This window comes from Nonomuraea sp. NPDC004186 (assembly GCF_053603495.1).
Genome location: NZ_JBSGFQ010000035.1, coordinates 1 through 16,545 on the forward strand (window position 1 = coordinate 1; position 16,545 = coordinate 16,545).

The following is a 16,545-nucleotide window of genomic DNA, read 5'->3' on the forward strand; positions in this document are numbered from 1 at the left end:
GCGACCGCCAGACCGGTGACGGCGAGGGCAAGGGCGGGCACGACCGCGAGGCGAGGTGCGGCGACCAGCAGTGCCGGTCGAACGCCGCCTCCCGCGGGGCCCGGCGGTCGGCGGGCGGGTCCACGGGGCGGCCGCGGGCCTGGGTGACGGCCAGCTCGTTCACCAGCAGGACGGCCAGCTCAGCCCACCTCCCGACATAACTGTCTATTTGCGATTGACCAGTGATGCGCCAAGCCTCTATCGTCACTGGCGTAGCTTACCTAGACAGTGAGGGATTGCGATGAGCGCATCGTCCAGACTTGCCCGCCGCATGTGGCACCAGCTTGAGCCGATCCACGCGGTGCTGTACTTCTCGCCCCAGGCGTTCGAGGAGGCGGGCGCGCTCGGTTACGACGTGGAGTCGCGCTGGCCGAGCTATTTCGCCTACCGCACGGCCCCGCTCGGGCGGGCCGGCAGCCGGCTGGCCACCGCCGCGTACTACAGCTTCAGCCCGCGGATGATCGCCGAGCACGTGCCCGCCGCGTGGGAGGTCGCCTCGCCCGAGCGGGTGCTGGAGGCCCGGATGACCGCCGTCGACCGCACGTACCGCGCTCTGCTGGGTGACAAGGTGACGGCGGACGCGGCGGCGGAGGCGGCGGAGCTGGCCAGGCGGGCCGCCGAGAGCGTGAGCGTGGCCGGGCGGCCGTTGGCCGCGGCCAACCTGGACCTGCCCTGGGCCGACGAGCCACACCTGGTGCTGTGGCAGGCAGCCACCGTGCTGCGCGAGCACCGCGGCGACGGCCATCTGGCGGCGCTGCAGGCCGCGGAGCTGGACGGCTGCGAGTCGCTGGTGTCGTTCGCCGCGATCGGCGCCGCCCCCGCGGCGAACTTCGCCGGGCGCGGCTGGAGCGAGCAGGAGTGGGACGCGGCCCAGGAGCGGCTGGCCGCCCGCGGGCTGGCCGGCCCCGACGGGCAGGCCACCGAGCGGGGGCGGGCGCTGCGCGACCAGGTCGAGCGGATGACCGACCAGCTGGCCGCGGAGCCGTGGCGGCTGCTCGGGGAGGAGCGCGCCGAGCGGCTGGCCCGGCTGGCTTCGCCGTTCCTCGGCGCGGTCTTCGAGGCCGGGCTGCTGCCGATGACCAGCACCCTCGGCATCGCCACCGTCAAAGCCCCCGACTAGTCGAAGCCGGGGGCGGGCTGCCAGAGGCTGATCTCCGTGCCCTGGTCGTCGGTGCAGGTGCAGCCGCGCCCCGACTTGCTGTCGTACAGCTCGCCGGTGTCGCCGCCCAGCTCCCGCACCCGCTTGACGGCCGCGTCGATGTCGGTGACGTGGTAGTAGATGTTCGGCTGCGAGGAGGGCCCGCGCGCGACGAAGCCCATCGGCACGGCCGTGTTCGTGACGTGCAGGTACGTCTCGTGCTCGCGCCTGAACTCCCAGCCGAACAGCGCCCCGTAGAAGGCGGCCGCCCGATCCAGGTCCGCCACGGACAGCGTGTAGTAACCCAGCTCGACACTCATGTACGAACCTCCGCAATAATTGCCGCTAGCGTTAAGGGTTAACAGCTTAACGGAAGCAGGCAACAATTAACACCAACGTTAACGAAATCGACGCGACGCTGGCCGCGCTCGCCGATCCCAACCGCCGCAAGGTCATCGACCTGCTGCGCGAAGGCCCGCGACCGGCCGGCGAGCTGGCGCAGGCCGTCCAGATGAGCGCCCCCGCCCTCAGCAGGCATCTGCGCGTGCTGCGGGCGGGCGGTCTCGTCCAGGCGGAGGCCGGCGGCGCCGACGCCCGCCTGCGCCTCTACACGCTGCGCCAGGAGCCGTTCACGGCGCTGCAGGCCTGGCTGGACCAGGTGCAGGCGTTCTGGGCCGAGCAGCTCGGCTCGTTCAAGGACCACGTGGAGCGCAGCCGGTGAACTCCGTCCAGGCCAGCGTCACCGTGCCCGTCGACCCGGCGACCGCGTTCCGGATCTTCACCGACGAGATCGACAGCTGGTACGTGCGCGGCCGTCACAGCTGGGTCGACCCGGCCCGCGCGGTCGCCATCCGCTTCCAGGACGGCTTCCTGCGCGAGCTGTGGTCCGACGGCGGCCACGTCGACACCGGCAGGATCCTCGCCTGGGAGCCGCCGCGCCGCCTCGTCTGGGCCGACCTGCTCAACGAGGGCGGCCGGATGGAGATCGAGGTGGCCTTCAGCCCGGTCGAGGGCGGCACCGAGGTGCTGCTGGAGCACCGCGGCCTGGACACGCTGCCCCCGGACGTGGCCGGGCGCATCCGGCGCGGCTACTCCTGGAACATCGCGCTGCGCTGGTTCGCCGGCACGTGGGCGGGCTAGCGGCGGCCGTACTTCTTGTGCACGGCCTGCTTGCTCACCCCGATCGCGTCGGCGATCTGCGCCCAGGCCAGCCCCGCCACCCTGGCCCGGCGCACCTGGACCGCCTCCAGACGCTCGATCTCGCGGCGCAGGGCGGTCGTGGCGTGCAGTGCCAGCAGCGGGTCGTCGTCCTGCGCCTGCCGAAGGAGGGTCGCCAGGTCGTTCGTCATGTCCTAAAGGTAGTCCAGGAGCAGCCGGTTGATCTCCTCGGGACGTTCGAGGGCGGGCAGGTGCCCGGCCCAGTCCAGCTCGACCAGCCGCGCCCGGGGCAGCTCGCCGGCCAGGTGGCGGGCGCTCTCCTGGAAGTACGGCAGGTCGTGCGCGCCGGCCACGACCAGCGCCGGCACGTCGATCTCCGCCGGCGCGAACTCCTTCTCGACCTGCGACGGCTCCGGATCGGCGGCCAGCTGCACCTCGAACGCGTGCCGCTGCATCTCCACCACGCGCCCGAACATCTCTCTCGACGCCTCGGGCCCGAGCAGGGTGCGCGCGTTCAGCTCCGCCGCCCCCTCGACGTCGCCCGCCTCGAGCAGGCGCCCCTCCTCGTCCCAGTACGCCCGCAGGTCCGGCGTGGGCGCCAGGTCGGAAAGAGGGTTGAGCAGCACCAGCCGGCCGGCGAGCCCGGCCGCCGCCAGCTCCAGCGCGACCCGGCCCCCGCCCGACGCGCCGACCAGCGCCGCCCGGCTCACCTCCAGCGCGGCCAGCAGCCGCGCCACGTCGTCGCAGTCGCTGTACGGGCCGTCCGACCGGTAGGGGCTGCGCCCGTACCCCCGGAAGTCCACCGTGATCACCCGGAAGCGCTCGGACAGGGCCTCCACCTGCGCGTCCCACATGCCCGAGTCGACCGCCGGAGAATGCAGCAGCACGACGGGCTCGCCCGTGCCCCGCTCGGAATGCCAGATCGTCATCGTGACTCCACCGCCAGCCGCACGCCCAGCCCGATCAGCACCACGCCGGAGATCTGCTCCAGCCGCCGGCGCACCGCGGGCCGTCCCAGCACCGCCTTGGCCTTGGCCACCGTCCAGATGAGCAGCCCGTACCAGGCCAGGTCGACCAGCACCCACACGACGGCCAGCGTCGCGAGCGTGACCGGCACGTTCTGCCCCGGCGCGACGAACTGCGGCAGGAACGACATCGCGAACACCGCCGCCTTCGGGTTGGCCAGGCACGTCCCGAGGCCCGCCAGGTACGGCCCCCGCAGACCCGGCACCACCTGCCCCTCGACCTCGGTCGCCGGGGCGCCCTTACGGGCCTGCCACAGCGCCTGCGCGCCCATCACGACCAGCACCACGGCGCCGGCCACGCGCATCACGTCATAGGCCAGCTGCGAGGCCACCAGCAACGCCGACAGGCCAAAGGCGGCCGCCAGCCCCCACAGCAGGATGCCGGTCTCGTTGCCCAATGTGGCGGCCATGCCGGAGCCGCGGCCCGCGCGCAGCGTCTGGCGCAGGATGATGGCCGTGCTGACCCCTGGCGCCATGGCCACCAGAACGCACGCGCCTACGAAAGCGAGTAGATACATGCGTGGCATGCTCCCAGAAACCGCGCCGGGAAGTCGCCTGATTATCGGCCTACTCGTACAGTTTGCGCAGTTCGGCGACCGCCTCGCCCATCAGCGCCCGCAGCTCCGGCGGCCCCAGCACCTCCACGTCGGCCCCCATCCGCAGCAGCAGCCAGCGCGCGTGCGTGATCGACTCGATCGGCACCGTCAGCGTCAGCCAGCCCTCCGGATCGGGCTCGCCGGCCGCGGCCAGCGCGGCGCCGACCACGTCGGAGCCCATCGTGTACGCCAGCAGCTCACCCCGGCCGGGGGCGAGCCTGATGACGGCCTCGGCGGTGTACATCCGCTCGCGGAACTCCTTGGCGTAGCCCTGCCAGAACTCGCCCAGGTCGAACCCCTCGGGCCGGGGGAAGCGGCCGGGCAGCGTCTCCACGGTCAGGATGCGCGCCACCCGGTAGGTGCGGGCGCTGCCGCCCGGCGGCGCGGCCACCATGTACCAGGACCCGCCCTTGAGCACCAGCCCGTACGGGTGGATCACCCGGTCGACCTCCTGCTGCCCCCAGCGCCGGTAGGTCATGTGCAGCGGCCGCCGGTCCCACACCGCCTCGGCGACCTCGCTCAGATGCGGCACGTCGTCGGCCGAGCGGTACCAGCTCGGCACGTCGAGCAGGAACCGCTCCCGCATCCGCGAGGCCTGCGAGCGCGGCTCGGGCGGCAGCGCGGCCAGCAGCTTCAGCTCCGCGGTGGCGGCCACCTCGGCCAGCCCCAGCTCGGCCGCCGGGCCGGGCAGCCCCGCCAGGAACAGCGAGGAGGCCTCCTCGGCGGTCAGCCCGTTGAGCCGGGTGCGGTAGCCGTCGAGCAGCTGGTAGCCGCCCACGGGCCCCCGGTCGGCGTAGACCGGCACGCCGGCCGCCGACAGCGCCTCCACGTCGCGGTAGACCGTGCGGACCGACACCTCCAGCTCCTCGGCCAGCTCCGGCGCGGTCATGCGGCCGCGCGACTGCAGGAGCAGGAGCAGCGAGAGCAGGCGGCTGGCACGCATGGCCCCATTGTAGGAAAGCGGCCCGCGGGAAAGCGGCCGTTCAGCGGGCGGCGTACTCCTCTCTGGAGGACATCACCTGGGGCATGCGCCCCTCCACCCACTCCAGGAGCGGGACGAGCCGCTCGGCGGCCTCCCGGCCCAGCTCGGTGAGGCTGTACTCGACCTTGGGCGGGATCGAGGACTCGGCCACGCGCAGCACCATGCCGTCGCGTTCGAGCGCGTGGAGGGTCTGGGACAACATCTTCTCGCTCACCCCGTCGACCCGGCGGCGCAGCGCGTTGAAGCGGTAGGGGCCCTCGTACAGGGCCACCAGCGCCAGGATCGCCCAGCGACCGGTGATCGTCTCCAGCACCGAGCGCGAGGTGCACCGGCGCGAGAAGACATCGGCCACCAGCTCTTCGAACTCGTCCATGGAAACCAGCGTACGCGTTCGTGGGTACTTTCTGATAGAAAGTACTAACCAAAGCGCTGGTACTGAATGGGAGAAATCATGATCGTGGTGACCGGAGCCACCGGACAGCTGGGCCGGCTGGTGATCGAGGAGCTCAAGAAGCGCGTCCCCGCCGAGCAGGTCGTCGCCGCCGCGCGTACCCCGGAGAAGGGTGCCGACCTCGGCGTCGAGGTGCGCCAGGCCGACTACGACCGGCCCGAGACGGTCAGGAGCGCGCTGCGGGGCGCCACCAAGGTGCTGCTCATCTCCGGCCTGGACCCCAACCGCCTGCAGCAGCACTCGACCGTCGTGGACGCCGCCAAGGAGGCCGGGGCCACGCTCGTCTACACCAGCGCGCCCGGCGCCGACACCACCGAGGCCCTCCTGGCCGCCGACCACCGGGCGACCGAGGAGTACATCAAGGCGTCCGGGGTGACGTACACGATCCTGCGCAACAACTGGTACAACGAGGTCTACGCGCCGGCGATCACGGCCGCCCCGCAGCTCGGCGCGGTGCACGGCGCCGCCGGCGACGGCCGGGTGGCCTCCGCCTCCCGCGCCGACTACGCCGCCGCCGCGGCCGCCCTGCTGACCGGCGAGGGCCACGACGGCCAGGTGTACGAGCTGTCCGGCGACACGACCTGGACCCGGGCCGACCTGGCCGCCGAGATCGCCGCGGCCACCGGCAAGGAGGTCGTCTACCAGGACCTGCCGAAGGACGAGTACGCGGGCGTGCTGGCCGGCGCCGGCCTGCCGGTGCCGTTCGCCGAGATGATGGCGGACGTGGACGTCAACATCGCCCGCGGCTGGCTCTCGCACACCCCCGGCACGTTGCGCGACCTCATCGGCCGCCCCACCCAGCCGATCGGCGAGTACGTCCGTTCCCTCCTGGCCTGACCCCGCGGCGCGCCGTCAGCCGCCGAACTGCTGCCACGCCAGCCTGGCCACCAGGGCCACCACGACGCACAGCAGCACGATCCGCACGAAGCCGGTGCCCCGCTTGAGCGCCATCCGCGCGCCGAGCTGGGCGCCGGCCACGTTGCACACGGCCATGCCCAGCCCGAGCCCCCAGTTCAGGTGCCCCTGGAGCCCGAAGACCATCAGCGCCCCGAGGTTCGTCCCCACGTTGATGATCTTGGCGGACGCGGAGGCCGAGACGAAGTCCAGGCCGAGGATGGTGGTGAAGGCGATGATGAGGAACGTTCCCGTGCCCGGCCCCATGATGCCGTCGTAGAAGGCGATCCCGACCCCGGCCACCGCCACCGCGGCCAGCACCCGGCCGCGGGTCCGCAGGTGCGGCACCGGCACGGCCCCGAGCGCGGGCCGCAGCGTCACGAACGCGGCCACCCCGAGCAGGACCACCATGACGACGGGCCGCAGCACCTCGGCCGAGATCGCCGCCGCTGCCGACGCCCCGAGCCCGGCGCTGAGCACGGCGAGCCCGGCGCCGGGGAGCGCCACCTGCCGGTCGATCTTGGTGGAGCGGGCGTACGCGACGGCCGCCGAGGTGGTGCCGAAGATCGACGACAGCTTGTTGGTGGCCATCGCCTCGACCGTGGGCAGCCCCGTCATCAAGATCGCGGGGAGCTGCACCAGCCCGCCCCCGCCCACGACGGCGTCGACCCACCCCGCCCCTGCCGCCGCGACCAGCAACACCAGGACCTGCTCCAGCGGCACGCCACTCCCCCGATTTCCCCCAAGAAACCCCAAGAGTGTACAAGTCACACAGCAAGCCGCCTGGAGGGAGGGGTGACGTCAGGGGATCCGGGAGCCGAACAGCACCGCCGCGCCCGCCACCAGCAGCCCGGCCAGGATCGCGGCCACGATGAACCACTGGGTGATCTCCTGGTTGACCAGCTTGTAGCCGAGCGAGGTGCCGATCTGCTCGTAGACCTCGCGCAGCTCGCTGCCGGACTCGGCGGTGTAGGCCCGCCCGCTGGTCCCGTCGGACAACGACTGCAGGGTCTGCTTGTTGACCGGCACGTTCACCGGGCGGCCGTCGATGTTGACGGTGCCCTCCTGGGTGCCGTACGCGATCGTGGAGACCGGCACGCGGGCCTGCTGGGCGGCGTCGATGGCCTCGTTCACGGACCTGCCCGAGGTGTTGTCGCCGTCGGACAGCAGCACGATCGCGGCCGGCGGCGGGTCGGTGGCGGCCTGCTGGTCGAACGAGCGCAGCGAGTCGAGCGAGTTGAAGACGGCCTCGCCGATCGCAGTGCCCGGGCGGGTGGTGAGGGTGCCGATGGAGGTGACCACGGCCTGGTGGTCGGTGGTGGGCGAGATGACGACGTTGGCGGAGCGGGCGAAGGACACCACGCCGACGTTGAAGCGGTCCGGCAGCTCCCTGACGAACGCCTGGGCCGCGGCCTTGGCGGCGTTGATCCGGTCGGGCTGGACGTCGTCGGCGTCCATGGACAGCGACACGTCCAGCGCGATCATGATGGTGGCGCGGTCGCGCGGCACGCGTACCTGGTCGGCGGGCTTGGCGGCGCCGACGACCAGGAGCGCCATCATGAGGAGGAACAGCGCGGGGCCGACGTGGCGGCGCCAGCCGGGGCCGGCGGGGGCGACGAGGTCGAGCAGGGCCAGGTTCGTGAAGCGCACGGTGTAGCGGCGCCGGGCGAACATCGAGACGATGTACCCGGCCACCAGCAGCCCCACCAGCAGGAACAGCCAAAGCCAGCCGGGGGCCAAGAAAGTCACGTAGGTCTCCTGTGGGCGAGATGGCTCATGCGGCGCTGGCGGAGGACGAACTGCGCGATGTCGAACACCCAGTCCCGGTCGGTACGCAGCACGAGGTGCGCGATGCCGGCGCGGCGCAGCGCCACGCGCGTGCCCTCGCGCTGCAGGGCGGCCGCCTCCGCGTACGCTTGCCGAACCTTGGGCGAAAGATGCACTTCGCGTACCTTCCCGCTCTCGGGGTCGGTGAACGCGACCCGCCCCACGTCGGGCAGCTCCAGCTCGCGCGGGTCGATCACCTCGACCGCCAGCACCTGGTGACGGGCGGCCAGCCGCCTGATGGGGCGCTCCCAGGGGCGTTCGGCGTCGGGGTCGAGGCTGGGGCGGGCGTCGAGGAAGTCGGAGACGATCAGCCGCACGCCGCGCCGCCTGCGGCTGGCCGACAGCACCTCGATGCCCTCGGCCAGATCGGGGGCGTCGGGCACGATCCGGCCGCGCGGGGCGTCCATGAGCGAGTGCAGCAGCCCGTAGAGGGCCGGGCGGCCGGTGCGGGCGGGCATGCGGTGCACGTACTCGTCGTGCAGCACCAGCGCGCCGAACCTGTCGCCCAGCCTGCTCGACAGGAACCCGATCGCGCCGACCGCCGCCACGACCAGGTCGCGTTTGTCGGTGTCGGCGGTGCCGAAGTCCATGCTGGGCGACAGGTCGGCCAGCGCCCAGGTCTCCAGCTCGCGGTCGGCGATCAGGTCGCGTACGTGCGGGACGGTCGTGCGCGCGGTGACCGCCCAGTCCATGCGGCGCACGTCGTCCTCGCCGGGCACGTACACGCGGCTGTCGCCGGCCTCGCTGCCCGGCCCCGGCAGCAGCCCCTGGTGGGCGCCGTGCAGCAGCCCGTCCAGCCGCCGGGTGACCGTCAGCTCCAGCCGCCTGAGCGCCTGTTCGGCCGTGTTCACAGGCCGCTCACCGGTTCTGGTTCCAGACGACGAGGGGCGGGGGCACGGCCTGCAGGATCTGTTTGACGACCTGCTCCGGGTCGACGCCGTCGGCCAGGGCGTCGAAGGTGAGCATGAGCCGGTGCGACATCACGTCCACCGCCACGTCGCGTACGTCGTCGGGCAGCATGTAGTCGCGGCCGCGCAGCAGGGCCAGCGCCCGCCCGGCCGAGACCAGGCCCAGCGTGGCGCGGGGGCTGACGCCGATCTCGATGGTGTCGATGAGGTCGGGCAGGCCGTAGTCGGCGGGGCTGCGGGTGGACATGACCAGCCGCACCACGTAGTCGGCGACGAGCTGGTGCACCGAGACCTGCTCGGCCGCCTCCTGCAGGGCCAGCAGCTTGTCGGGGTCGAGCACCCGCTCGGGGACCGGCGGCTTGACGCTCATCCTGTGGAGGATCTCCAGCTCCTCGTGCGCGCTGGGGTGCGGCACCCGTACCCGGAACAGGAACCGGTCGCGCTGCACCTCCGGCAGCGGATAGACGCCCTCGGACTCGATCGGGTTCTGGGTGGCGAGCACGATGAACGGCCTGGGCAGCGGGTGGGTGACGCCGGCGAGGGTGACCTGCCGCTCGGCCATCACCTCCAGCAGCGCGGACTGGACCTTGGCCGGGGCGCGGTTGATCTCGTCGGCCAGCAGGAAGTTGACGAACACGGGGCCGAGCTCGACATCGAACTTCTCGTTGGAGGGGTGGAAGACCCGGGTGCCGATGATGTCGCTCGGCACGAGGTCGGGGGTGAACTGGATCCGGGCGAACGTGCCGCCCACGACAGTGGCCAGGGTGGAGGCGGCGAGGGTCTTGGCGACGCCTGGGACTCCTTCGAGCAGGCAGTGCCCACGGGCCAGCAGGGCCACGATGAGTCTTTCGACCATGTGGTCCTGGCCGACGATGACACGCCGGACCTCGTCGAGACTTTGACGCAGCAGTGCCGCGTCGTTTCCGCCTGGCAACTCTTCGGCGACGCTCATGACGCCATTCCACCAAACGCGCCGCAAACGTGCACGACGCCACGTCTGTGCTTTCATGGCAAACGTGGCAAGTCCCCTGCAGTACGGCGATCCACCCCGGCTGGGACCTTACGTGGTCCAGGCCCGCCTGCACACTGCCCCGGCCGGCTTCGTGTACCTCGGCCAGGCACCCGACGGGCGCGCGGTGTCCGTCGCCGTGCTCACCCGAGGGGCCGCGCTCGACGCCGCCGCCCGTGACCGGTTCGTGACCGCGATCAGGGAGGCCAGGGGCGAACGGTCCGGATTCCGCGGCTGGCTCGGACGTTCCGGGCGGTCGCGGAGCGCGGTGCTGGACGACACGCCCGACGTGCTCGCCTTCGACGGCGGGCACGCGCCCTGGGTGGCGGTCCCGTACGTGCCCGGCCGGCCCGGGGCCGAGCGTTTCCTCGATCCCGTCATGGTGGGCGGGACGTTCATCGGCGAGGCGCACGGGCCCGACTTCGTGCCGTACTGGCTGACCGACCGCGCGCCGGCGCTGCCCGGCCCGACGCGGCAGCGCAGGCCGCTCACCGAGACCCGCAAGCGGGTCCTGATGGCCGCGCTGGCGCTGGTGTTGCTGCTGATGCTGGTGACGGCGATCCTGCTGCTGCTGTTGCTGGGCCGGCGCGACAGCGAGCCGCAGCCCCGGCAGCTGCCGCCGACGGTGTTCGTGCCGACGCCGCCGCCGACGCCGGCCAGCCCCGAGCCGCGGCCATCGCCGTCGACGTCGCCCTCCCCGTCGGAGAGCGGGCAGGTCACGCCCGGTCAGACACCGGGCGACGAGCTGGGTGAGGAGTCCCCGCTGTTCCATTAGTTTGAGCCTGACGTAACAGGAGGCTTTAGCTTCCGCGGCATGGAATTCATCGTTCACGACACCCTCACGCCGATGGCCGCCCTGCTGCGCGAGCCGCTCGAACGGCGGCCCGGCGCGCTGCGGGACATCCTGGAGCCGACGCGCTCGGAGATCCCGATGCCCGGCGACATCGTCGACATCCACCACCAGGGCGGCGGCTTCCGGGTCGACGCCGACGATCCGCGCTACCTGCCCGCCGTCCAGCGCATGATCGACGCCGACGTGCTCGGGCAGGTGCGGCGGGAGCTGGAGCGCGCCTCCGACCGGCTGCGTGACGCCAAGCAGCGGGAGTCGGTGCAGGTCATGCTCATGTTGGGCAATCCGGATAACGAGCATTTGATGAAGGTGGGCGGCGGCTACTACGGCATGGGCGGCTCGCCCGGCTGGCTCTACCTGCTGGCCTGGCCGTCGGACGAGGTGATCGGCCGGATCGGGCACCTGGCGGTGCACGAGTTCCACCACAACGTCCGCTACACCAACGTCGAGTGGAACCCGGTGACCGTGACCGTGGGCGAGCACGTGGTGGCCGAAGGGCTGGCCGAGGCGTTCGTACGGGAGCTGTCGGGGGCCGAGGCCATGGGGCCGTGGTCGTCGATGGTGAGCGGGGAGGCGTACGAGCGGGCGTACGAGCTGATCATGGCGGACTTCTCGCTGGCCGGGATGCAGCACACGTCGAAGTACGTGGTGGGGGACAGCGTGGCGCGCATGTTCGGGCAGGAACCGCGCGGCATCGCCGACATGGCGGGGTACGCGGTGGGACTGCACCTGGTCGACCGGGCCCTGGCCGCCACCGGCCTCACGGCCACGGAGGCGACCGTGCTGCCCGCGGCCGAGCTCCTGCGCCGCGCCGCCATCCACCCCTGACCTCCTCGCCCGCCCCCGAAGGACCCCACGGGCCCCCCGGGGGGACGCCGGGGGGACGCCGTCTCAGCTCGGCGAGACGAAGCCCGACTCGTACGCGGCGATCACGGCCTGGGTCCGGTCCCGGGCGCCCAGCTTGGCCAGCACGTTCCCCACGTGCGTCTTGACCGTCTCCTGGCTGACGACCAGCTCGGCGGCGATCTCGTTGTTGGACAGCCCCTTGGTCATCAGCCGCAGCACATCGCCCTCACGGCCGGTCAGCCGGTCGATCCCGGCCACCCGTCCCGGGCCCTGGGACCGGCGTCCGGCCAGCGCCCGGATCGCGGCCGGGAACAGCAGCGACTCCCCCGCCGCGACCAGCTTGACCGCCTTGATCAGGTCGTCCGGCCTGGTGCGCTTGAGCAGGAACCCGCTGGCCCCGGCCCGCAGCGCGTCGTAGACATGGTCGTCGTTCTCGAACGTGGTCACCACCAGCACCTTCGGCGGCGCGTCCAGGGCCAGCAGGCGCTCGGTGGCCTGGATGCCGTCGAGCGCGGGCATCCGGACGTCCATGAGGACGACGTCGGGCCGCTCACGGCGAACCAGGGGCAGGACGGCGGCGCCGTCCGCGGCCTCGCCGACCACGGTCAGGTCCGGCTCGGCGTCGATGATGATCCGCAGTCCGGCGCGGATGAGGTCCTCGTCGTCGGCGATCACGACTCTGAGCGTCATGGGCTCGACCGTAGCGGCAGACGCACCGTGACGCTCCATCCGGCCTCCGTGGGGCCCGCGTCCAGTTCGCCGCGCAGCAGCCGGACACGCTCGCGCATCCCCGTCACGCCCCTGCCTCCGGGACCGCCGCCGGTCCCCCGTCCCGGGTTGGTGACCTCGAGCCTCAGGTCGTCGTCCTGTACGGCGGCGGCCAGGCGTACGGGGCCGTGGCCGTGCTTGATGGCGTTGGTGAGCGCCTCCTGGAGGATGCGGTACGCCTCCCGGGAGACCACGGCGGGCACGGCGGACAGGTCACCCACCTCCTGCCGCACCTGAGCGCCCGAGGCGGCGACGAGCTCGTCGAGGTCGGCCAGCGTGGCCTGCGGCGCCCTGCCCCGCCCCGGATCGCCATCACTGCGAGAGCCGCCGGCCCGGTCGTCGTCGCGGAGCACGCCCAGGACGTGGTCGAGGTCCTCCAGGGCGGTGCGGGCCGACTGCTCGATCGCGGCCAGGGCCTTTCTGGCGATCTCCGGGTCACGGTCGAGGACCCGGCCCGCGGCGGCGGCCTGCAGGGTGACGACGCTCAGCGCGTGTCCGACCGAGTCGTGCAGCTCGCGGGCGAGACGGTTGCGTTCGGCGAGCGTACGGGCGTGCTCTTCGGCGGCGGCCAGGCGTTCGGCCGGGGTGGGGCCGAGCAGGACGGGAGCCAGCCTGGCCAGCAGCTCGCCCGCGCCCGCCACCGTCGCCACCAGCGCCCCCAGCAGCGCCAGCCCGCCCAGCGGCCACAGCACCGCGGGCCATCCCGGCTCCACGACGACGCCGATGACCGGGGTCGCCCGCCCGGCGAACGGCAGCGCGAGCGTGACCAGCGTGAACGGCACGATGGCCAGCGTGGAGCCGCTGAGCAGCCCGCCGACCGCCAGGTGCAGGGTGAACCAGGCGGCGGTCCTGCGTCGCTCCTGCCAGGTGCGGCCCGCCTGCCTGGGCGGGGTCTCGACGTGCGCCCCGAGCAGCCCCTGCGCCGCGTTCACCTCCAGGGCCCGGATCGGCAGGAACAGCCCGGTGACGGCCACCACCGGCAGCACCGCCACGAACACGCCGATCTGGATGGGCAGCAGCAGGTTGGCGTTCTGGCCCTGCCACTGGGCCGCGATCAGGACGCCGGTCATCATGTACGGCATCAGCAGCGCGCCGCCCAGGATGAGGCACGCCCATCGGCGGGGCAGGTTCCTTCTCACATCTGCGATTGTATGTCGATGGATATTCGCTCTCGGTGGAATGCGCCCTTAGAGAAATGCGCCCCCAGCGAAATAATTCCAGAATTCACAGCTGCCGGGTCTAGCGTTTTTCTCGGAAATACCCAGCACAGAAAGGCGACCGGTCATGACGGAGACCCAGCGTGCGGCCTGGCCAGACCAGCTCAGCCAGCGCCTGCTGAAAGAGCGGATCGTCGTCCTCGGCCAGGAGGTCGACGACGAGATTTGCAACCGGCTCTGCGGGGAGCTCCTATTGCTGGCGGCCGAAGACCCACACCGCGACATAACGCTTTACATCAATTCGCCGGGCGGGTCCGTGACCGCCGGGATGGCACTCTACGACATGATGCAGTTCATTCCGTGTGATGTGGCGACGGTGGCGATGGGGTTCGCCGCCTCCATGGGGCAGGTGCTGCTGACGGCGGGCGCCAAGGGCAAGCGCTACGCCCTGCCCAACTCCCGCGTCGTCATGCACCAGCCGCTCGGCGGCATCGGCGGCTCGGCCAGCGACATCCAGATCCAGGCCGACAACATGCTCTACACCAAGCGCCGGATGGCCGAGATCATCGCCCACCACACGGGCCAGCCGCTGGAGCGCATCCAGGCCGACTCCGACCGCGACCGCTGGTTCACCGCCCAGGAGGCGCTGGACTACGGCATCGTCGACCACATCGCAGAAGGGATGAACTGATATGAGCGGCCGCTATGTGCTGCCCTCGTTCACGGAGCGCACGTCGTACGGCATGAGGGAGATGAACCCGTACAACAAGCTCTTCGAGGACCGGATCGTCTTCATCGGCGCCCCCATCGACGACACCGTGGCCAACGACGTGATGGCGCAGCTGCTCACGCTCGAATCGCTCGATCCGGACCAGGACGTGAGCCTCTACATCAACTCCCCCGGCGGCTCGTTCACCGCCATGATGGCCATTTACGACACCATGCAGTACATGCGGCCGGAGATCCACACCGTCTGCATCGGCGAGGCGTCCTCGGCCGCGGCGGTCCTGCTGGCGGCGGGCTCGCCCGGTAAACGCGCCGCCCTGCCGCACGCCCGCGTCCTGCTGCACGAGCCCCACACGGAGGGCGGTCGCGGGCAGGGCAGCGACCTGGAGATCCACGCCAGGGAGATCCTGCGCATGCGCGACCAGCAGGAGGAGATCCTTTCCCGGCACACGGGGCGGGGGATCCTGGAGATCAGGAAGGACATCGAGCGGGATCGGATCTTCACGGCGGAGCAGGCGCGCACGTACAGGCTGGTGGACGACATCTACGCCTCCAGAAAGCGCACCCTGACCCCCACCCGCTGACCCCCACCCCTCCCCCGGCCCCAGGCGCACAACCAACCAAGGCTGGAGCCGCGGGCCGGAGGCAGGGCCCGAGACCGGGAGCGGGGTGATGGTAGGCGGCGGGGTCGCCTCCGAGGGCCCGGCGTCCAAACACCCCACACCTCCGGCCGGCGCGCCGTGAGGCGGGTGCCCCACGGCGGCGGTCATGGTCGCGGCAGGAGCTTCAGGGTCGTGGCTCGGGCCTGGGCGGCGACCATGGGGACGACGTAGGTGCTGCCGTAACGGCGGTACTTGGTGCGGTACGCCGCATCGATCCGGTCGTTGACGCCGGGATCGTTCTCCTCGGCCAGGGCGACGTCCTTGTCGATGCCGCCGGCGGTGATGTGGGCGTGGTGGCCGGCCCGGGCGGTCCGGTACCAGGCCCCGTCGCTGCCTCGGTAGGAGCGGATGTAAAGATCGTCACCGTCACGGACGACCCAGATGGGCACCGGTGTGCGCGGCGTGCCGTCGTCGCGGACGGGCGCGATCCGCAGCTCCTCCGCGGTGCCGATACGGGCGAGCTCGTCGCTGGTCCATGAAGTCATGGCGGATGTCCTTTCCTGTGGTGCCGGCCGGTCACAGGCCGGTCATGCGTTCCAGGTGTTCGGGATAGCGGGCGCCCTGGATGTCGATCTTCGCGGCGGCGGCGTCGATGTGTTCGAGGTCGTCGGCGGCGAGCTCGACGTGGGCGGCGGCGATGTTCTCCGCCAGTCGCTCCGGCCTGCGGGTGCCGGGGATCGGGACGATCCAGGGCTGCTGGGCCAGCAGCCAGGCCAGCGCGATCTGTGCGGGTGTGGCGCCCTTGCGCCGGGCGATGGCGCCCAGGAGATCGACGAGCGCCTGGTTCGCCTTCCTCGCCTCGGCGGTGAAGCGCGGGATGCTCGCGCGGATGTCGGCGCGGTCGAAGGTGGTGGCCGCATCGACGGTGCCGGTGAGGAATCCTTTGCCGAGCGGGCTGTAGGGGACGAAGCCGATGCCGAGTTCTGCCAGGACCGGCAGGACCTCCTGTTCGGGCCTGCGCCACCACAGGGAGTACTCGCTCTGCACGGCGGTCACGGGCTGGACGGCGTGGGCGCGGCGGATGGTGCCGGCGGCTGCCTCGGACATGCCGAAGTGCCGGACCTTGCCGTCCTGGATGAGCGTTTTGACCGCTCCGGCGACGTCCTCGATCGGCACCTGCGGGTCGACGCGGTGCTGGTAGTACAGGTCGATCACGTCGATGCCGAGCCGCTGGAGCGAGCCGTCGACGGCCTGCCGGATGTGCTCGGGCCGGCTGGACAACCCGGCCTGGCGGCCCTCGGCGTCGAACGCGAATCCGAACTTGGTGGCGATCACGACCTGATCGCGGACGGGGGCGAGGGCCTCGCCGACCAGTCGCTCGTTGCGGAACGGCCCGTAGACCTCGGCGGTGTCGAAGAACGTGACGCCGCGCTCCACCGCTGCCCGGATGAGCGCGATCATCTCCTGCCGGCTGCCGGGGTTGGGGCCGTAGCTCTGGCTCATGCCCATGCAGCCGAGGCCGATCGCCGAGACCTCGAGATCACGGCCGAGAGTTCGCTTGTCCATGGT

General features: G+C 71.8%; 23 protein-coding genes. 9 read left to right on the forward strand and 14 right to left on the reverse strand.

The annotated features are described in order from the left end of the window. Positions 1-200, forward strand: a 200-nt coding sequence (locus ACWEPL_RS26895) for a hypothetical protein (protein ID WP_452437798.1), incomplete at its 5' end; no start/stop codon positions are given. A gap of 80 nt (positions 201-280) precedes the next feature. Next, positions 281-1,159: an SCO6745 family protein gene (locus ACWEPL_RS26900; protein WP_363968617.1), complete on the forward strand. Its 879-nt coding sequence runs from the start codon at positions 281-283 to the stop codon at positions 1,157-1,159. Here ACWEPL_RS26900 and ACWEPL_RS26905 read toward each other — a convergent pair. Continuing rightward, complete coding sequence (locus ACWEPL_RS26905; protein WP_363968619.1) at positions 1,156-1,497, reverse strand: VOC family protein; 342 nt, start codon at positions 1,495-1,497, stop codon at positions 1,156-1,158. The genes ACWEPL_RS26900 and ACWEPL_RS26905 overlap by 4 nt on opposite strands. A 98-nt stretch (positions 1,498-1,595) precedes the next feature. On the opposite strand from ACWEPL_RS26905, the gene ACWEPL_RS26910 reads away from it, so the two are divergent. Together ACWEPL_RS26910 and ACWEPL_RS26915 are read left to right on the forward strand one after the other, a co-directional pair. After that, positions 1,596-1,898 carry an ArsR/SmtB family transcription factor gene (locus ACWEPL_RS26910; RefSeq protein WP_452437845.1) on the forward strand — a complete coding sequence of 101 codons (303 nt, stop codon included), beginning with the start codon at positions 1,596-1,598 and terminating at the stop codon, positions 1,896-1,898. Then, complete coding sequence (locus ACWEPL_RS26915) at positions 1,895-2,317, forward strand: SRPBCC domain-containing protein (protein ID WP_452437799.1); 423 nt, start codon at positions 1,895-1,897, stop codon at positions 2,315-2,317. The genes ACWEPL_RS26910 and ACWEPL_RS26915 overlap by 4 nt, the downstream gene beginning before the upstream one ends. Here ACWEPL_RS26915 and ACWEPL_RS26920 read toward each other — a convergent pair. Genes ACWEPL_RS26920 through ACWEPL_RS26940 form a run of 5 tightly spaced genes read right to left on the reverse strand, consistent with a single transcriptional unit; the run spans position 2,314 to position 5,311 of the window. After that, positions 2,314-2,526, reverse strand: coding sequence for a hypothetical protein (locus ACWEPL_RS26920; RefSeq protein ID WP_185074419.1), 213 nt, complete (start codon positions 2,524-2,526; stop codon positions 2,314-2,316). The genes ACWEPL_RS26915 and ACWEPL_RS26920 overlap by 4 nt on opposite strands. Positions 2,527-2,529: 3 nt before the next feature. Continuing rightward, positions 2,530-3,264: an alpha/beta fold hydrolase gene (locus ACWEPL_RS26925; RefSeq protein ID WP_452437800.1), complete on the reverse strand. Its 735-nt coding sequence runs from the start codon at positions 3,262-3,264 to the stop codon at positions 2,530-2,532. Next, entirely contained in the window at positions 3,261-3,878 is a 618-nt protein-coding gene (locus tag ACWEPL_RS26930; protein ID WP_452437801.1) for a LysE family translocator, read from the reverse strand. The genes ACWEPL_RS26925 and ACWEPL_RS26930 overlap by 4 nt, the downstream gene beginning before the upstream one ends. Before the next feature lie 49 nt (positions 3,879-3,927). Next, positions 3,928-4,899 carry a helix-turn-helix transcriptional regulator gene (locus ACWEPL_RS26935; RefSeq protein WP_363968627.1) on the reverse strand — a complete coding sequence of 324 codons (972 nt, stop codon included), beginning with the start codon at positions 4,897-4,899 and terminating at the stop codon, positions 3,928-3,930. 40 nt (positions 4,900-4,939) lie between these two features. Then, on the reverse strand, positions 4,940-5,311 hold the full coding sequence (locus tag ACWEPL_RS26940) for a winged helix-turn-helix transcriptional regulator (protein WP_363968629.1): 372 nt from the start codon (positions 5,309-5,311) through the stop codon (positions 4,940-4,942). 78 nt (positions 5,312-5,389) lie between these two features. Between ACWEPL_RS26940 and ACWEPL_RS26945 the strand changes: the two genes are divergently transcribed. Further along, a complete protein-coding gene (locus ACWEPL_RS26945) occupies positions 5,390-6,226 on the forward strand; it encodes an SDR family oxidoreductase (protein WP_452437802.1) in 837 nt (278 codons plus the stop codon). Between the two features lie 15 nt (positions 6,227-6,241). Here the strand turns inward: ACWEPL_RS26945 and ACWEPL_RS26950 are convergent, their stop codons facing one another. From ACWEPL_RS26950 to ACWEPL_RS26965, 4 genes are all read right to left on the reverse strand, one after another. Beyond that, positions 6,242-7,006: a sulfite exporter TauE/SafE family protein gene (locus tag ACWEPL_RS26950; protein WP_363968633.1), complete on the reverse strand. Its 765-nt coding sequence runs from the start codon at positions 7,004-7,006 to the stop codon at positions 6,242-6,244. Positions 7,007-7,084: 78 nt separating this feature from the next. Then, positions 7,085-8,032 carry a VWA domain-containing protein gene (locus ACWEPL_RS26955; protein WP_350734295.1) on the reverse strand — a complete coding sequence of 316 codons (948 nt, stop codon included), beginning with the start codon at positions 8,030-8,032 and terminating at the stop codon, positions 7,085-7,087. Further along, a complete protein-coding gene (locus ACWEPL_RS26960) occupies positions 8,029-8,961 on the reverse strand; it encodes a DUF58 domain-containing protein (RefSeq protein ID WP_350734294.1) in 933 nt (310 codons plus the stop codon). Before ACWEPL_RS26960 ends, ACWEPL_RS26955 begins: the two co-directional genes overlap by 4 nt. A gap of 7 nt (positions 8,962-8,968) precedes the next feature. Then, entirely contained in the window at positions 8,969-9,970 is a 1,002-nt protein-coding gene (locus ACWEPL_RS26965) for an AAA family ATPase (protein ID WP_355198869.1), read from the reverse strand. 55 nt (positions 9,971-10,025) lie between these two features. Here ACWEPL_RS26965 and ACWEPL_RS26970 point away from each other — a divergent pair, with 55 nt between their 5' ends. Both ACWEPL_RS26970 and ACWEPL_RS26975 read left to right on the forward strand, forming a co-directional pair. Beyond that, a complete protein-coding gene (locus ACWEPL_RS26970) occupies positions 10,026-10,802 on the forward strand; it encodes a hypothetical protein (RefSeq protein WP_363968636.1) in 777 nt (258 codons plus the stop codon). Positions 10,803-10,841: 39 nt separating this feature from the next. Then, positions 10,842-11,705, forward strand: a complete 864-nt coding sequence (locus tag ACWEPL_RS26975; RefSeq protein WP_363968638.1) for a DUF2268 domain-containing protein — start codon at positions 10,842-10,844, stop codon at positions 11,703-11,705. 63 nt (positions 11,706-11,768) lie between these two features. Here ACWEPL_RS26975 and ACWEPL_RS26980 read toward each other — a convergent pair whose 3' ends face one another. Both ACWEPL_RS26980 and ACWEPL_RS26985 read right to left on the reverse strand, forming a co-directional pair. After that, complete coding sequence (locus ACWEPL_RS26980; protein WP_363968640.1) at positions 11,769-12,413, reverse strand: response regulator transcription factor; 645 nt, start codon at positions 12,411-12,413, stop codon at positions 11,769-11,771. Next, a complete protein-coding gene (locus ACWEPL_RS26985) occupies positions 12,410-13,630 on the reverse strand; it encodes a sensor histidine kinase (protein ID WP_452437803.1) in 1,221 nt (406 codons plus the stop codon). Before ACWEPL_RS26985 ends, ACWEPL_RS26980 begins: the two co-directional genes overlap by 4 nt. 145 nt (positions 13,631-13,775) lie before the next feature. On the opposite strand from ACWEPL_RS26985, the gene ACWEPL_RS26990 reads away from it, so the two are divergent. Both ACWEPL_RS26990 and ACWEPL_RS26995 read left to right on the forward strand, forming a co-directional pair. Further along, complete coding sequence (locus ACWEPL_RS26990; protein ID WP_192783338.1) at positions 13,776-14,339, forward strand: ClpP family protease; 564 nt, start codon at positions 13,776-13,778, stop codon at positions 14,337-14,339. 1 nt (position 14,340) lies between these two features. After that, the gene (locus tag ACWEPL_RS26995; RefSeq protein WP_363968644.1) at positions 14,341-14,958 is read left to right on the forward strand and encodes an ATP-dependent Clp protease proteolytic subunit; all 618 of its coding nucleotides are present in this window, start codon (positions 14,341-14,343) and stop codon (positions 14,956-14,958) included. Positions 14,959-15,140: 182 nt separating this feature from the next. Here the strand turns inward: ACWEPL_RS26995 and ACWEPL_RS27000 are convergent, their stop codons facing one another. Beyond that, complete coding sequence (locus ACWEPL_RS27000; protein WP_363968646.1) at positions 15,141-15,521, reverse strand: DUF2255 family protein; 381 nt, start codon at positions 15,519-15,521, stop codon at positions 15,141-15,143. A gap of 31 nt (positions 15,522-15,552) precedes the next feature. Then, complete coding sequence (locus tag ACWEPL_RS27005) at positions 15,553-16,542, reverse strand: aldo/keto reductase (protein ID WP_452437804.1); 990 nt, start codon at positions 16,540-16,542, stop codon at positions 15,553-15,555. Positions 16,543-16,545: the final 3 nt, after the last annotated feature.

Coding starts and splice junctions, on each gene's coding strand:
- ACWEPL_RS26900 (WP_363968617.1), top strand. CDS start 281: ATGAGCGCATCGTCCAGACTTGCCCGCCGCATGTGGCACCAGCTTGAG.
- ACWEPL_RS26905 (WP_363968619.1), bottom strand. CDS start 1,497: ATGAGTGTCGAGCTGGGTTACTACACGCTGTCCGTGGCGGACCTGGAT.
- ACWEPL_RS26920 (WP_185074419.1), bottom strand. CDS start 2,526: ATGACGAACGACCTGGCGACCCTCCTTCGGCAGGCGCAGGACGACGAC.
- ACWEPL_RS26925 (WP_452437800.1), bottom strand. CDS start 3,264: ATGACGATCTGGCATTCCGAGCGGGGCACGGGCGAGCCCGTCGTGCTG.
- ACWEPL_RS26930 (WP_452437801.1), bottom strand. CDS start 3,878: ATGTATCTACTCGCTTTCGTAGGCGCGTGCGTTCTGGTGGCCATGGCG.
- ACWEPL_RS26935 (WP_363968627.1), bottom strand. CDS start 4,899: ATGCGTGCCAGCCGCCTGCTCTCGCTGCTCCTGCTCCTGCAGTCGCGC.
- ACWEPL_RS26940 (WP_363968629.1), bottom strand. CDS start 5,311: ATGGACGAGTTCGAAGAGCTGGTGGCCGATGTCTTCTCGCGCCGGTGC.
- ACWEPL_RS26945 (WP_452437802.1), top strand. CDS start 5,390: ATGATCGTGGTGACCGGAGCCACCGGACAGCTGGGCCGGCTGGTGATC.
- ACWEPL_RS26965 (WP_355198869.1), bottom strand. CDS start 9,970: ATGAGCGTCGCCGAAGAGTTGCCAGGCGGAAACGACGCGGCACTGCTG.
- ACWEPL_RS26970 (WP_363968636.1), top strand. CDS start 10,026: ATGGCAAACGTGGCAAGTCCCCTGCAGTACGGCGATCCACCCCGGCTG.
- ACWEPL_RS26975 (WP_363968638.1), top strand. CDS start 10,842: ATGGAATTCATCGTTCACGACACCCTCACGCCGATGGCCGCCCTGCTG.
- ACWEPL_RS26980 (WP_363968640.1), bottom strand. CDS start 12,413: ATGACGCTCAGAGTCGTGATCGCCGACGACGAGGACCTCATCCGCGCC.
- ACWEPL_RS26990 (WP_192783338.1), top strand. CDS start 13,776: ATGACGGAGACCCAGCGTGCGGCCTGGCCAGACCAGCTCAGCCAGCGC.
- ACWEPL_RS26995 (WP_363968644.1), top strand. CDS start 14,341: ATGAGCGGCCGCTATGTGCTGCCCTCGTTCACGGAGCGCACGTCGTAC.
- ACWEPL_RS27000 (WP_363968646.1), bottom strand. CDS start 15,521: ATGACTTCATGGACCAGCGACGAGCTCGCCCGTATCGGCACCGCGGAG.
- ACWEPL_RS27005 (WP_452437804.1), bottom strand. CDS start 16,542: ATGGACAAGCGAACTCTCGGCCGTGATCTCGAGGTCTCGGCGATCGGC.